This window comes from Herbiconiux ginsengi (genome assembly GCF_900107435.1).
Taxonomy (GTDB): Bacteria; Actinomycetota; Actinomycetes; order Actinomycetales; family Microbacteriaceae; genus Herbiconiux; species Herbiconiux ginsengi.
Window position 1 is genome coordinate 893,356 of the sequence record NZ_FNPZ01000001.1, and the last position, 13,168, is coordinate 906,523.

At 65.4% G+C, this 13,168-nt stretch carries 17 protein-coding genes; 8 read left to right on the forward strand and 9 right to left on the reverse strand.

The window, feature by feature from the left end; genetic code table 11:
- Positions 1-61 precede the first annotated feature (61 nt).
- The 3 genes from BLW00_RS04345 (at position 62) to BLW00_RS04355 (ending at position 2,246) form a co-directional block, all read left to right on the forward strand.
- Positions 62-886 carry an SDR family NAD(P)-dependent oxidoreductase gene (locus BLW00_RS04345; protein WP_217634283.1) on the forward strand — a complete coding sequence of 275 codons (825 nt, stop codon included), beginning with the start codon at positions 62-64 and terminating at the stop codon, positions 884-886.
- A 91-nt stretch (positions 887-977) separates the two neighbouring features.
- Complete coding sequence (locus tag BLW00_RS04350; RefSeq protein ID WP_092549676.1) at positions 978-1,550, forward strand: hypothetical protein; 573 nt, start codon at positions 978-980, stop codon at positions 1,548-1,550.
- Between the two features lie 45 nt (positions 1,551-1,595).
- Complete coding sequence (locus BLW00_RS04355; RefSeq protein ID WP_217634284.1) at positions 1,596-2,246, forward strand: TetR-like C-terminal domain-containing protein; 651 nt, start codon at positions 1,596-1,598, stop codon at positions 2,244-2,246.
- 4 nt (positions 2,247-2,250) lie between these two features.
- Here the strand turns inward: BLW00_RS04355 and BLW00_RS04360 are convergent, their stop codons facing one another.
- The 4 genes from BLW00_RS04360 to BLW00_RS24370 form a co-directional block, all read right to left on the reverse strand.
- Positions 2,251-3,225 (reverse strand): zinc-dependent alcohol dehydrogenase, encoded by a 975-nt coding sequence (locus BLW00_RS04360; protein WP_245741257.1) that lies wholly within the window; start codon positions 3,223-3,225, stop codon positions 2,251-2,253.
- 75 nt (positions 3,226-3,300) lie between these two features.
- Positions 3,301-4,092, reverse strand: coding sequence for an SDR family NAD(P)-dependent oxidoreductase (locus tag BLW00_RS04365; RefSeq protein WP_092549685.1), 792 nt, complete (start codon positions 4,090-4,092; stop codon positions 3,301-3,303).
- The gene (locus BLW00_RS04370; RefSeq protein WP_217634286.1) at positions 4,089-4,496 is read right to left on the reverse strand and encodes a TetR-like C-terminal domain-containing protein; all 408 of its coding nucleotides are present in this window, start codon (positions 4,494-4,496) and stop codon (positions 4,089-4,091) included. The genes BLW00_RS04365 and BLW00_RS04370 overlap by 4 nt, the downstream gene beginning before the upstream one ends.
- A gap of 353 nt (positions 4,497-4,849) precedes the next feature.
- Positions 4,850-5,269, reverse strand: coding sequence for a hypothetical protein (locus tag BLW00_RS24370; RefSeq protein WP_407650945.1), 420 nt, complete (start codon positions 5,267-5,269; stop codon positions 4,850-4,852).
- 172 nt (positions 5,270-5,441) lie between these two features.
- Here BLW00_RS24370 and BLW00_RS23335 point away from each other — a divergent pair, with 172 nt between their 5' ends.
- Together BLW00_RS23335 and BLW00_RS04375 are read left to right on the forward strand one after the other, a co-directional pair.
- Positions 5,442-5,579 carry a hypothetical protein gene (locus BLW00_RS23335; RefSeq protein WP_175494123.1) on the forward strand — a complete coding sequence of 46 codons (138 nt, stop codon included), beginning with the start codon at positions 5,442-5,444 and terminating at the stop codon, positions 5,577-5,579.
- Positions 5,580-5,697: 118 nt separating this feature from the next.
- Positions 5,698-6,381: a zinc-binding dehydrogenase gene (locus tag BLW00_RS04375; protein ID WP_139256620.1), complete on the forward strand. Its 684-nt coding sequence runs from the start codon at positions 5,698-5,700 to the stop codon at positions 6,379-6,381.
- Here BLW00_RS04375 and BLW00_RS04380 read toward each other — a convergent pair.
- Together BLW00_RS04380 and BLW00_RS04385 are read right to left on the reverse strand one after the other, a co-directional pair.
- A complete protein-coding gene (locus tag BLW00_RS04380; RefSeq protein ID WP_092549694.1) occupies positions 6,378-7,112 on the reverse strand; it encodes an SDR family NAD(P)-dependent oxidoreductase in 735 nt (244 codons plus the stop codon). The two genes, BLW00_RS04375 and BLW00_RS04380, sit on opposite strands and share 4 nt — an antisense overlap.
- A gap of 6 nt (positions 7,113-7,118) precedes the next feature.
- The gene (locus BLW00_RS04385) at positions 7,119-8,009 is read right to left on the reverse strand and encodes a helix-turn-helix transcriptional regulator (RefSeq protein WP_092549697.1); all 891 of its coding nucleotides are present in this window, start codon (positions 8,007-8,009) and stop codon (positions 7,119-7,121) included.
- A gap of 128 nt (positions 8,010-8,137) precedes the next feature.
- Between BLW00_RS04385 and BLW00_RS04390 the strand changes: the two genes are divergently transcribed.
- The 3 genes from BLW00_RS04390 to BLW00_RS04400 all read left to right on the forward strand — a co-directional run bounded on the left by BLW00_RS04390 (position 8,138) and on the right by BLW00_RS04400 (position 10,764).
- The gene (locus BLW00_RS04390; RefSeq protein WP_175494124.1) at positions 8,138-9,163 is read left to right on the forward strand and encodes a zinc-dependent alcohol dehydrogenase family protein; all 1,026 of its coding nucleotides are present in this window, start codon (positions 8,138-8,140) and stop codon (positions 9,161-9,163) included.
- 13 nt (positions 9,164-9,176) lie between these two features.
- A complete protein-coding gene (locus BLW00_RS04395) occupies positions 9,177-9,542 on the forward strand; it encodes a hypothetical protein (RefSeq protein ID WP_092549700.1) in 366 nt (121 codons plus the stop codon).
- 70 nt (positions 9,543-9,612) lie between these two features.
- Positions 9,613-10,764, forward strand: a complete 1,152-nt coding sequence (locus BLW00_RS04400) for an MFS transporter (protein WP_217634287.1) — start codon at positions 9,613-9,615, stop codon at positions 10,762-10,764.
- Here the strand turns inward: BLW00_RS04400 and BLW00_RS04405 are convergent.
- From BLW00_RS04405 to BLW00_RS04415, 3 genes are all read right to left on the reverse strand, one after another.
- The gene (locus BLW00_RS04405) at positions 10,743-11,084 is read right to left on the reverse strand and encodes an MBL fold metallo-hydrolase (protein WP_217634288.1); all 342 of its coding nucleotides are present in this window, start codon (positions 11,082-11,084) and stop codon (positions 10,743-10,745) included. The two genes, BLW00_RS04400 and BLW00_RS04405, sit on opposite strands and share 22 nt — an antisense overlap.
- Positions 11,085-11,217: 133 nt before the next feature.
- Positions 11,218-12,102, reverse strand: coding sequence for an intradiol ring-cleavage dioxygenase (locus tag BLW00_RS04410; RefSeq protein ID WP_092549710.1), 885 nt, complete (start codon positions 12,100-12,102; stop codon positions 11,218-11,220).
- On the reverse strand, positions 12,099-13,163 hold the full coding sequence (locus BLW00_RS04415; protein WP_092549713.1) for a maleylacetate reductase: 1,065 nt from the start codon (positions 13,161-13,163) through the stop codon (positions 12,099-12,101). Before BLW00_RS04415 ends, BLW00_RS04410 begins: the two co-directional genes overlap by 4 nt.
- Positions 13,164-13,168: the final 5 nt, after the last annotated feature.

Below are 13,168 nucleotides of genomic sequence, written 5' to 3' on the forward strand. Positions count from 1 at the left end.
AGATTCAGGCTGCGTCTGTAGGTTATCCTACTACTGAAGTATATCGTCTCGATTCGAGGTGATGGCCGACCGACTTCAGCTGAATCAATTCGTGAGCTACGGAGGATCACCAATGAAGGGTTTGAACGACAAGCGCATCATCGTCGCGGGAGGTGGGAGCGGCATCGGTCGCGCCACCGCGGAGCGTCTCGGCGGGGAAGGAGTGTCTGTCGCGGTGGGCGATATCAATCTGCCCAGCGCGCAGGCGACGGCGACGCGAATCACGGAGGCAGGCGGGCGGGCAATCGCCATCGCGTTCGACCTCGGCGATGAGGAGTCCGTGGAACAACTCACTGCACAAACGATCGCGGCATTCGGTGGCGTCGACGGATTGTTCAACGTCGCTGCCGACACGTCCGAGCGTGTTCTCGGGCACGATGGCGATCTGCTTCGTATGGACGTCGACGTCTGGAGGCGCACGCTCGAGGTCAATCTCATCGGCTACGCCCTGACGGCTCGGTCCGTCCTGCCCACGTTCATCGAGCAGGGTCATGGCGTCATCGTGAATACGTCGTCGGCCGCCGCCCACGTCGGAGATCAACAACGCGCCGCATACCAGACGAGCAAAGCCGGCATCAACGCGCTGACCCGTCATATCGCAACTCGCTGGGGTCGTGACGGGATCCGGGCGAACGCCGTATCCCCTGGTGTCGTCCTGACCGAGTCCGCTGAACGCATGGCGCTCACGCCGGAGGGCCTCGCCTTCGTGAAGCAGACCATCCCGAGCACCCGTCTCGGAGCACCGGAGGACCTCGCGGGCATCGTCTCCTTCCTCCTGTCCGATGACGCGGAGTGGATCAACGGTCAGGTCTGGTCGATCAATGGCGGACTGTTGCTGCGGGAATGACCCGCGAGAGTGGGACGGGAACGCCGCGGCATCCCGGCCCACTCATTTCTCTGCCAACCTGAACTAGGCCGATGAAAGCGACCAGCGAACCATGCCGACGCCACGAAACGACTCCCCCCGACCCTCGGGGCCAACCGTCGACCCTCCGAGTTCCGGGCCACGGATCCTCTTCCGAACACGACCGATCTCCGAGCAGGTCAGTGCACTGAAGGAGCGGATCTACGCCTCGTTCACCGGGCTGGCGATCGTCACCGTGTTGGCGCTGGATGTGGACCACACGAGCACCGCCAAAGCCTTCCTCACACTACTGGCCGGCATCGTCGGCATCACCCTCGCGGGATTCGCGGCCGAGGTCATCAGCCACCTCGTGTCCCACGGAGCCCCACCGACATTCCGTGCCATCCGCACGATGCTGAGGATAGCCGCCGGAGCGCTCGCGTCGGCATCCGCCGCCCTCGTTGCGCTCGCAATCGCGTGGCTCGGAGTTGTCGAACTGGAGACTGCGCTACGGATCGGCGTTGCCCTCTATCTGGCGACGCTCGTTGTGATCACGCTCATCGCCGCCCGCCAGACCGGGTTGCGGTGGCATCACCAAGCGCTCGCCCTGTGCGGACTCCTCGCACTCGGAGCGACCGTCGTCGGCGTCCTCGTGCTTGCCCACTGAGCGGACCGTTCGCCGGCCCACTCGGCCGAGTACGCTGAATACACAATGAACACGGTGTCGACCATGAAACGGGCGGGCCTGACTGTTATGCCGAGTGACGCGAGCGATAGCTCGACACCACCCACCGATCGCCGGATCCGCCGAACGCTCAGCGCGCTCAACGCAGCGCTCCTGACATTGCTCGAACAGCGCGAGCTCGCCGACATCACCGTTGCGAACATAGCCGAGCAGGCGAACATCAGCCGGTCCACGTTCTACGATCATTATCAGGATGTCCACGAGTTGGCTGAGGCCGCCTGCACCTCGCTCATCGACGAACTGGTCGAGTCGCTCCCCAGCCCACGACCCGACGCGGTCGACGAAGATGGTCCACGCGCGCTGGAGTCGTTCTTCGAGCATCTGCGCACGAACGCCGGCCTCTACCGTAACCTCCTCGGGGCCAACGGAAGTGCCCGGCTGATTGACCACGTCCGGCGCCGCATCACCGCCGCAGTGCGTGCCGGGTTGGCCGGCGCTACCACGGAACTCCCCGGCGCCCATCCAGGCACCGCAGAGGTGGAAGTCCGGTCAGCGTTCTCGGCAGGGGCACTGACCGGAGTGGCCGTCGACTGGCTCGACCGTGGCTGCCCCGAGACACCGCGCTCCGTTGCCCGCATGTGCTGGAACCTGCTCTCCGGCGCCCTCGCCGACACCTGATCGTTCAGTCGAAGACTACGGTGACCTTCTCCGCAGCGCCTGGGGTGCGAGCGAGTTCGAGCGCGTCGAGGGCATGCTCGAATGGGATCCGATGGCTGATGATCTTCGCGTAGCGCTCCCAGTTTTCGACGATGTCGTCGGTGACCTCGAAGATCTCGGTCGGGTACCCCATAGACCACACGACCGTCAGCTCGGAGAGCAGGATGCCCGCGAAGTCGAGCTCGACCGGTTGCTTGTGCACGGCGACGATCCCCAGAGTCGCCCCGCTCTTGGCGAGCACGGAGACGGTCTGAGGCACGACGGCCACCCCGGCAGCATCGAGGTAGACGTCGGTGTCGGGGCGCGCCTCGCGCACGAACGACGGCGGCGCATCGCCGTGCAGTTCGAGCAGCCGGGTGGCGACGTCTTCGGTGGTCGAGTTGATGACAGCATCGGCGCCGATCTCGAGAGCCTTCTCGAGACGTTCGGGTTGCACGTCGATGACGACGATGTGCGCTGCGCCCTTCCGGCGGTAGCCGAGGAGTGCGCCCAAGCCGATCGGACCGGCTCCGAAGATAGCCACTTTCGCACCGGGCTGGGGCGCGGTGCGGTTGACCGCGTGCAGGGCAACCGCCATCGGCTCGTTGAGTGCCGCGACGTCCCACGGGACGTGAGCGGGGATCTTCTTCAGGTGCATCCCGGGCTGCACGTTGCGGATGACCACGAATGGCGTCAGCGCACCCTGGGCTCCGCCGGAGCCGAGGAGCCCGTCGTTGAGCCGCATGGTGTCGACCACCACGTGGTCCCCGATCTCGAATCCCTCCACTCTGGCACCCACCTCGGCTACCTCGCCGGCCGGCTCATGACCGAGCGGAGTTGCGCCCACGTGTGGCGGGATGCCGCCGATGTGGGTGTACATCGCGTCCGATCCGCAGATGCCGCACGCTCTGATGCGGAGCAGGACATCGGCGTCGCCGATCACGGGTTTCTCGACGTCCACCCATTCGACACGGTCCGGTCCAGTGACATGAACTGATTTCATCGCTGCTGCTCTTTCGGATTCATTGGGTGGGTTTCAGCCCATGACGTGGGGCTGACCGGTCCAGGAGGTGAGCCCCCCGTCGACGGCGATCGTCGTTCCGGTGATGTAGGAGGCGTCATCGGAAGCCAGGAACGCGACGACGGAGGCGATCTCCTCCGGTGCGGCGAGACGGCCCAACGGAATGTTCTCGGAGTATGCGTCCCGCACGTGAGGGGCTGCCTCGAGCCACTGGCGCAGCCCCTCGGTCAGCGCTGGCCCGGGCGCAACGGCGTTGACCCGCACTCCCTGCTTGCCGAAGTCGACGGCCACGCTACGGGTCAGGTTAACCACGGCCCCCTTGGCGGCGTTATAGGCGGCCAATCGATAGTCACCTCCGAGTCCCGAAATAGATGCGGTCGTCACGATTGAACCGCGGGTGGCCACAAGATGAGGCAGCGTGAAGCGCATGGTGTGGAAGACACCGTTGAGGTCGACCCCCAGAACCGCGTTCCAGCCTTCGAGGCTGACATCGGCTGCAGTCCCCGGTGAGGCGATACCTGCGTTCGGAACGACGATATCGAGGCGGCCGTGCTCCGCAACCACTGCAGCGACGGCCGCCTGTACGCCCTCGGCATCGGCGACATCGACGACGTGGGCTTGGAGGTGCAGGCCGGACCCCGCATGGATGGCGGAGAAGGACTCGACCGCGCCAGCCGCGATGTCGAAGGCGACGACGGTCGCTCCTTCAGACAACAGTCTGAGAGTGATCGCAGCGCCGATGCCGGAGACACCTCCCGTGACGATCGCAACCTTTCCGGCGAATCTGCTGCTCTTTATCATGTTCATGTCGTCGCTTCCGGCTGGTTCGATTGGCGTGGAGTGAGTGATATGAGGAGTCGCCAGGTTTGCTGCGCGACATCCGCGGACTCCGCGGGATGATCGGCATGGAGCCACGCCGTCGCCACTCCTAGGAGCGCACCGGCGACGAACTCCGGATAGATGTCGCGTCGTTCGGGCGAGTCCGACACGACCGCCTCGGTGATCCGCCGACGGATGTGTTCGGTCACCGGGGCGCTGCCCGTAGGGCCGAGCAGGCTCCGGTAAAGCCCAGCATGCTCTTTCAGCTCAGCGAAGAACGCCAGGAGCGACGGCAGACCGTCGTCGTCTCCGAACCCTGCACCGGGCTGCGGAAGGGACTGCACGAGATTGTCGATCAGTGATGTAGATGCGGCCTCGGCGAGTTCATGCACGTCTCGATAGTGGTCATAGAACGTCGATCGACTGATACCCGCCGTATCACAGAGGCGTGCGACGCTGATTGCCGAGAGCTCAGCGTCATCCAGGAGGACGAGGAGTGTCTGATCGAGAAGCGCTCGTGTCCGCGCAATCCGCCTGTCGGGCACGCGGTCAGCAGAACGTTCGCCCGCATCTCGAATCACCAAGCCGTACCTCCGGTCTATCTACAGATGCACGATACCCTACAAGTGCAGCGTAGAGACAATTGCCGGACATCTATTGGATGTATGCGGCTGGCCGCCAACACATCATCGCCACCATCCACCCCGGAACCAGTCGGGACTCCGCTCGCACGCCGTCGCCCCTGTCACGTCCAAACCCACATACGACGGCTACTCCAGCTCTCTCGAATTCGATCCTCATCGCTCACTCGGTCGGCAGCCAGACACGCATGGCGAAAGCTGCGCCTCCGGATTGTGACAAGCACTTCCCCCTCTTCTTCGAAAGGAGGTACCGACGAATCGACGATGACGTCTGCGACATCGGAGATGCCAGTGGGGAGATCGATGGACTCAAGACCGTAAACCTCTGGTCCGCGAGTGACTGCCACACATCCGCGGACTCCATCAATGCAAGGCCCCCTCCTTCCGTCTGGTCCCGGCCAGAGGAACCGCCGATTGAGCTCTTCCGCAGCGACCACGTCACGGGCGTTCGCGGATGGATGACGTACGAGCACCTTTACCGCGGATCCCTCATGCCCGCGAGCCCCGAAGTGTCGAGTGGTCATTTGTCAACGGGCTGGAACATGTCGCGGACCGCATAGCGGCTGGCGAGTCGTCAGTCGTCAGTGCAGAACTCGGCCGTCACATTCCAAAGATCTGCCTTGCTGCCTTGGCCGCCGCCGAACTCGGCCGTGCGGTCGAGATATCCAGTACGGTCCCCCGATCGGAGATGCCCTCATGACCGCCGTCCGCAGCCGCGAAATCGTGTTCGAATCAGCCCAGACGGCGGTGCTCGAGGAATTCGACCTGCCCTCCTTGCAGCCGGAGCACGTGCTCGTCAAGACGATAAGTCTCCGTCACCAGTGCAGGCACTGAGTTGACTGCATTCACTCAACGGTTCGCCCCCGGCACGAATTGTTGGGTGACCTTCGCGAAGCTGCCCCTCCGGCCGGGATACTCGTCCGTCGGTCGCGTGGAGGCAGTCGGAGCACGTGTGGATGAAGCAGCCGAGAGCGCAGCCTGGTTCGCGCTCGCGCAGATCGCCTTTCGAGGCTTGTGGACTACAGACACAAGAATCGGTGGATCGCTCGTCGTAGTGGGCGCGGGACCGATCAGACAGATGGTCGTTCGTTGGGCGTCCGCCGCGGGCCTCGGAATAATCACGGTCGTTGACCCCGCCGGCCAGCGGTTGCGGCACGCGCTCGATGGTGGAGCGCACCACGTATTCGACTCCACCATCGCGGACATTGTCGAAGCGCTGCACGGCGAGAACGAAGCGATCCCGACTACCTACATCCACACCACCGGTAATCCCCACGTCTTCTCCGACGTCCAACGCCGCGTCCCTCGCTTCGGTCGTGTCGTTCTGCTGGGCGACGCCGGCCATCCAGGGGAACAGCGGCTGACATCCGACGTGCTCATCAAGGACCCGACCATCGTGGGTGCCTTCGGCGCGCAAAATCGGGAGGGGTGGCCGAACGAGCGCGTTCGCGCGCTCTTCCTGGACCTTCTCAGCGCCGGAAGATTCTCCGTGGACGGCATGGTTTCTCACCGGTTCCCGCCCAAAGAATGCCGGGAGGCATATGATCTCCTCGTCAACTCGCGGGAGTCGATCATGGGCGTTTCCTTCGTGTGGGAATACAGCAGGCAAGTCGCCGCACCCGACGTACCCGGCTAGCGGTGCGGCAACTCCACGTTCGTCGTGATCGCCAACGCGGTCAGGAGAGCAGCCTGGAAGGCGGGGTCGGTGACGGCAGCGGCGGCGCGCTCCTGGCGCCCGTGATGCCAGTAGCCCCCGCTGATCGCTGACTTCGCATCCGTGGCGAGAATATCCTGGGTGCGATGGCCCAGATCGAAGTCGTCGGGGGCACTGGCTCCACCCATCTTGGTCGGCACCCAACCAGGGTCGACCGAATTGGCGACGACGTTCGGCGCCCACCGGTCAGCGATCGCTGCCGCAAGGGTCGTGACCAGGAGCTTGCTGTCTGAGTAGCTGGCCGTGGCACGCCCACTGGTCCAGTCGAGACCGGTCAGGTCGGCCCTTCCCCCTCGATGCATGCTGCTACTGAGATACACATGCCTGGTGGGAGTGCGGAGGAGTGCCGTGAACAGGTATGGGGCCACGACGTTCACCGGAAGCACCGCGGCGCCCGAGATGACGCCGGCGTTGTGGATGACCGCGTCCAAAGAAGCCCCGGCGTTCATCTGGTCGACAGCCTCCACGACCTCGTTGCGGTTGGACAGGTCGGCGACGATCAGGCCGGCGCCCCGCTCGAGGAGAGGCGAGACGGCGGCAGCTCGTGCGCGGCTTCGGGCGTGGAGAGTGACGGTGTGGCCTTGGGCCAGGAGTGATTCCGCCGATGCGCGGCCGAGTCCGTCGGTCGAGCCGGTGACGAGAATGTGTGCCACGATCGTCTACTCGCTGTGCGCGAGTCCGCGGCCGGCGTCCTCCTCCTGGCTGGCGGCCCAGCTGGCCAGGAGCGCGAGGCGCTCAGCGCTGGGCGACCCCGGCTCAGCGGTGTAAATGAGGAGTACGGTGCCGGGGTCGGCGGTGATGGCGAGTTCTTCGTAGATGAAGGTCAGATCGCCGACCACGGGGTGGGTGAATCGTTTGACACCCGCGCCGTGGCTTCGCACATCGTGGGCACCCCACAAGCGACGGAAGACCTCGCTCCGGGTGGAGAGCTCCCCAACGAGGTCCTGGATGTCTTTGTCGTGGGGGTCTCGTCCTGCCTCGGCGCGCATCACGGCCACGCACATCTCGGCGAACAGATCCCAATCGGGATAGAACTCGTGCGATGCCGGGTCGAGGAACTGGAACCGGGCGAGGTTGGGTGTGCGGCCGCTGTCACCGATCACCGGCGAGTAGAAGGCCTGACCGAGTTTGTTCGTAGCGAGGATGTCTTGGCGGGAGTTCCGAACCACCGCGATACCGCTTGTGATGGTGTCGATCGCCCACTGCAGGCTCGGTCTCAGGGTGCCGGGCTTGGATGATCGCCGCCGCGGGCGTCCCGACAGCGGGGTACCGTCTGCTGCGCGGGCGAGGTCGAAGAGGTGCGCGCGCTCGGTGTCGTCCAGCTGCAGCGCCCTGGCAATCGCATTCAGCACGGATGAGGAGGCGCCGGCGATGACGCCTCGCTCCAGCTTGGCGTAGTACTCCACGCTCACCCCGGCAAGGGTCGCCACCTCCGCGCGCCGCAGGCCGGGCACTCGGCGGTTGGGTCCCGCGGGGAGGCCTGCGAGCTCGGGCGTGAGTTTCGCCCGCCGCGACATGAGGAACTCCCGCACTTCGGCCCGATTGTCCATGCCCTGACCCTACGACGTGTCACGGGCTGCTGAGGTGTTCTGCTGGTACACCTCCCGGCAGAGACTCCCGCGTCTCGCCGCCGCCACGTTGACTGTCTGCAGACATCCGAATCCGACAGGAGATCATCATGCGCGCAGTCGTCATGCACACCCCGGGCGACGTGCGGGTCGAGAACCGCGACGACCCCACCATCATCGATCAGACCGACGCGATCATCCGCCTCACCGCCACCTGCATCTGCGGCTCCGATCTGTGGCCCTACCGCGGCGTCGAGCCGGTCGACCACACCAACATGGGCCACGAATACGTTGGCGTCGTCGAGCAGATCGGTACCGACGTCAAGACCATCAAGGTCGGGGACTTCGTCGTGGGCTCCTTTGTCATCTCCGACAACAGCTGCGAGATCTGCCAGGCCGGCTACCCGTCCAAGTGCGTGCACGCCGAGTTCGTGTCGATGACGATCGGCACCCAGTCCGAGCTCGCTCGGATCCCGTACGCCGACGGCACTCTCGTCGCCACACCCGGCCAGCCCGACGCCGACCTCATCCCCTCGCTTCTGGCCGCATCCGACGTGCTCGGCACCGGTTGGTTCGCGGCCGTCGCCGCCGAGGCCGGCCCGGGAAAGGTCGTCGCCGTGGTCGGTGACGGAGCCGTCGGGCTGATGGGCGTTCTCGCAGCCAAACAGCTCGGCGCGGAACGGATCATCGTCATGTCCCGCCATGCCGACAGGCAGACACTGGCCCGCGAGTTCGGCGCAACCGACATCGTCGAAGAACGCGGAGCCGACGGCGTGGCCCGCATCAAAGAACTCACCGATGGTCTCGGTGCGCACAGCGTGATCGAGGCGGTCGGCACCGAGGAGTCGATGCTGCAGGCCATCCGGTCCACCCGGGGCGGCGGGCACGTTGGATTCGTCGGAGTCGCCCACGAAGGGCTCTCCCTTCCGCTGGACGAGCTGTTCTTCGCCGAGGTCCACCTCCTCGGCGGTCCGGCACCCGTGCGCCGGTTCCTGCCCGACCTGATCCAGCGGATCTGGAACCGCGAAATCGACCCGGGCAAGGTCTTCGACCTCACCCTCCCCCTCGAAGACGCTGCCGAAGGCTACAAGGCCATGGACGAGCGCCGCGCTATCAAAGTGCTGCTCACCATCTGAGATAGGAACCCGGATGCCCGTGACAATACCGAAAGCGGAACGTACACAGCCGTCCGTTGCGAACATCCGAACCGCGCTCTTGGCCGCCGCCCACGTCGGCGTCGCGATCGCCCGCTCCCATGACGCCCTAGAGCACGCACGCACCGCCGGCCCAGAAAACCACAGATGGTTGTTCGAGAGGCTCTCCCGAGAACGGGAAGCCGCACTAGCCTCCTTCGCCCGCTTCGACCCGAACTCGAGCGAGCCTGGAGAGCTCACGCGTCTCTACGAAACCGCACGGACCTGGATGGCTGTCGACGATCGTGCGGCCGAAGCAGAACGCATGCTCCGACACCACGCGCTCATCAGGTATGGCATCGACATCCCACCGACACACTGAGAAGAACCGAGCGATGACAGCGACAACCAGCCCCACCCCAGTAGACCCATCGACGACCGAACCTCAGACCATGCAGTGGGTTCCCCTTTCCCTCCTCGCAGCAATGGGCTTCGTTCTCATTGCCGCCGAAACGATGCCCGCCGGACTGCTCCCGGTCATGTCATCGGGACTTCGGACGAACGAAGGACTCATCGGACAGTTCATCAGCGTCTGGGCACTGGGAACAGTCGTCGTCACCATCCCGGCCATCAGCCTCACGCGCGGTTTCCGCCGGAAGCCGCTTCTCCTGACCGCGATCACCGGCCTTCTCCTCGCCAATACCATCACCGCTCTCTCACCCGACGTGACCCTCTCACTGATCTCCCGGTTCATCGGCGGAGCGTTCTGCGGAATCATCTGGGGCATGCTCGCCGCCTACGGCAGACGCATCAGTCCACCCGGCCGCGGTGGCCTCGCACTCGCCGTCGTCTCCACCGGCGCACCGCTCGGAATCGCCTTCGGCACCCCACTCGGCGTCACTCTCGGCACAGCATTCGATTGGCGCTGGGCGTTCGGCGGAATCTCTCTCCTCACCGTCGTCGTAGGAGCGCTCATCGCCACCCTCGTGCCTGACGCCCCCGGGCAACCTCTCACGACCCGGCTCCCCCTCCGAAGAGTATTCATGCTCCCAGGCGTGGCGCTCGTCCTCGCCGTCATCGCGGTCTGGATGCTCGCCCACAGCACGATCTACACCTACATCGCCCCCTACCTCCGGGCGACCGGCACCGGACTGCCGACCGATCTCGTCCTGTTCACCTACGGAGTCGCATCCGTCGCCGGCATCGGAATCACCGCCGTGCTCATCGACCGCTGGCCGCGCAGGCTCCTTCACACCAGCGTGCTGCTCTTCGTCGTCGCGGCCCTGATCCTGATCGTCGCCCATCAGTCCGCACCCGCGGTGCTCGCGGCGGTGGGACTGTGGGGCGTCAGCTTCGGCGGGTCGTCCGCTCAGCTACAAGCAACGCTCACCACGGCCGGGCGAGAGAACTCCGACGTCGCCAACTCATTCCTTCCCGTCGCCTTCAATCTGGCCATCTTCGGCGCGGGGATCGCTGGAGCGGTCCTCCTCGCTAACTTCGACGGGCTGGTCCTGCCGATCGTGATGAGCGTACTCGGGGTCGCAGCCCTGATCCTCACCATCCGAGGCACGCATAACGCGATTCACCCAGGAAGCTCCTCCTGATCGGCCGCGCAAAACCGCCATGGTCGCAATGCCGTAGTTGTCACCAGGGAAGACTTCCTCGGGAGCATCGACGAGTCTGAGCCGCCCCTCCGACTCAGCAGCCTCGACGCTTCGAGATCGGCTTCGGTGGCGAACTCCCCCTCGAGCGCACCGGCCCACTTCTTGGCCATCCAGTGGTCGTACTCGGCCCGGCCGGCCACCACCTCCGCTCGCGTGAACAGACCCAGGTAACCGATGTGGTCGTAGTGGAAGTGGCTGGCGATCACGAGTTGCACGTCTGCCGGGTCGACGGCACGCAGCACCCAGAAGCTGTAGTCCATAGCGAGTTCCCGGTCGGGTACGCCGTACCGGGCGAAGTCGTGGAAGACCTGGCTCCTCCGCACCGTTCGCCGTATCTGACCTGCCACACAGAGAGGGCAGGTTCGAGCTGCTCCGGTGTCGAGCCGGCGGCGGTCATGACTGCCCTCCGGCCGGCGCGAGCACGATGGAGAATTCGGCTTCGCTCCAGGACCCATCGAGTTGTCGACCATCAGGGGCGGTTCCCGCCCCGTGCTCGACGAACGGCACAATCAGCGAGTCCTTGACCCCGAACACCGCGTCGTCGTCGAGCCACTCGTCTCCCTTGACGAAGATGTGTGTGATGAGCGTTCGGTAGCCGGGCGCGCTGACCATGAAGTGCACGTGAGCTGGGCGCATCGGCCCTCGGCCCGCCGCCGTCAGAAGATCCCCCACGGGGCCGTCGTGCGGGATCGGGTACGCGGCGGGCTGCACCGTCCAGAAGTCCCATCTGCCGTCCGCCGCCGAGGCGAAGTGAGCACGCCCTCTCAGCTTTCCGTCGTCATATTGGACGTCGTAGAAGCCGGCGTCGTCCGCGGCCCAGACCTCGATGCGGGCGTCGGGAATCGGTGTGCCGTCGGTGGCGGTGACCGTGCCATGGATCCAGCACGGCAGGCCAGTGAGGCCTCCGGAGATGTCGGCTCCGACCTGCACCTCGGGCGCGTCTTCGACGAAGAACGGGCCGAAGACAGTCGATTCGGAGGCATCGCCATCGGCGGGCGCGTTGATCGCGACGGTCAGCATCGACAGCCCCAGCACGTCGGAGAGCAGGATGAACTCCTGTCGGTGGTCATCGGTGATGTGGCCGGCCCGGGTCAGAAACGCGATGGCGGCGTCCCACTCGGCCGTGGTGAGGCGCACCTCACGCGCGAAGCCGTGCAGATGGCGTACCAGGGAGGTCATCACCTCTTTGAATCGTGCGTCGCCAGCTCCTCCGAAGCTGGCCACCACGGTGTCCGTCACCTCGTGCTCGCGAGCGGACTGGAGTTGCTGGTCGATCATGATCGTTCTGCTCTTCCTACGAGTGCCGCGTCGAGCATCCCCGCCATGGCTTCCGGAGTGACAGGCCGCGGGCTGCTGATGGGCAGGAGCGCGGTGAGCACATCCAACGCCTGGTCTCGGTTCTCCACAGCGAAACCGATCTGGGTCAGCGATGTGGGGGCGTTCACGGCGCGATAGAGCGCCTGGAGGCCGTCACCCGCCGAGGGTGAGCGAAGGGACCGCGCGATGCGTTCCCCTGCTGCGGGAGCGGCCTCGACGGTGAAGGCGGTGACGATCGGCAGCATCACGGCATGCAGCGGCGCGTGAGGCAGGTCGAAGGCACCGCCCAGGGCGTGGCAGATCTTGTGGTGCAGGCCCGAGCCGGTGATCGCGAAGCTGCCTCCCGCCAGGTAAGCGCCGACCAGCAGTTCGTCCGTGGCTTCCGGTGACGGTACAGTTCCAGCATCCTGAAGTCGTGTCAACCCGTCGTGGATGCGCGACGACGCCTCCGCGGCGAGGGCATCGCTGAGCGGAGTGCTGCCGGCCGCCCAGTATCCATCCACGCAATGAGCAAGGGCGTTAAGCGCCGACGTCACGGCGAGTTCGCGGGGCAGATCATCCAGCAGGTCGGGATCGTAGAGCACGACCTGGGGTAGCACGCGCGGGTCACGGCCGGTGCGCTTGACTCCGTCGACGGTCCGGCCCCACACCGGCGTCACCTCGGATCCGGCATACGTCGTCGGTATGGCGAGGATCGGGAGGCCGGTGTCGAGCGCAACCGCCTTCGCCGCTCCGACGGCCGAACCGCCTCCCACAGCTATCAGTCCGTCGAAATCCGCCGGGTTGACTCTGGAGAGCAACGTGTCCACCATCGCCGAAGGCACGTGCTGGCGCACCTCGTCGAACACCAGCCGCACTCGGTCGCCGAGAGCGGCAACGATCGTGCCTACGTCGTGCGATCGGCCGGTCAGCACGGCGATCGATCGCCAGCCGAGTTCATCGACTAGCGGCGCGAGGCGTGTGAGGCGACTGCCGCGGCCGAAGACCACCCGCTGAGTTCCAGTCGTCTGGTCGAATTGCATGCTGC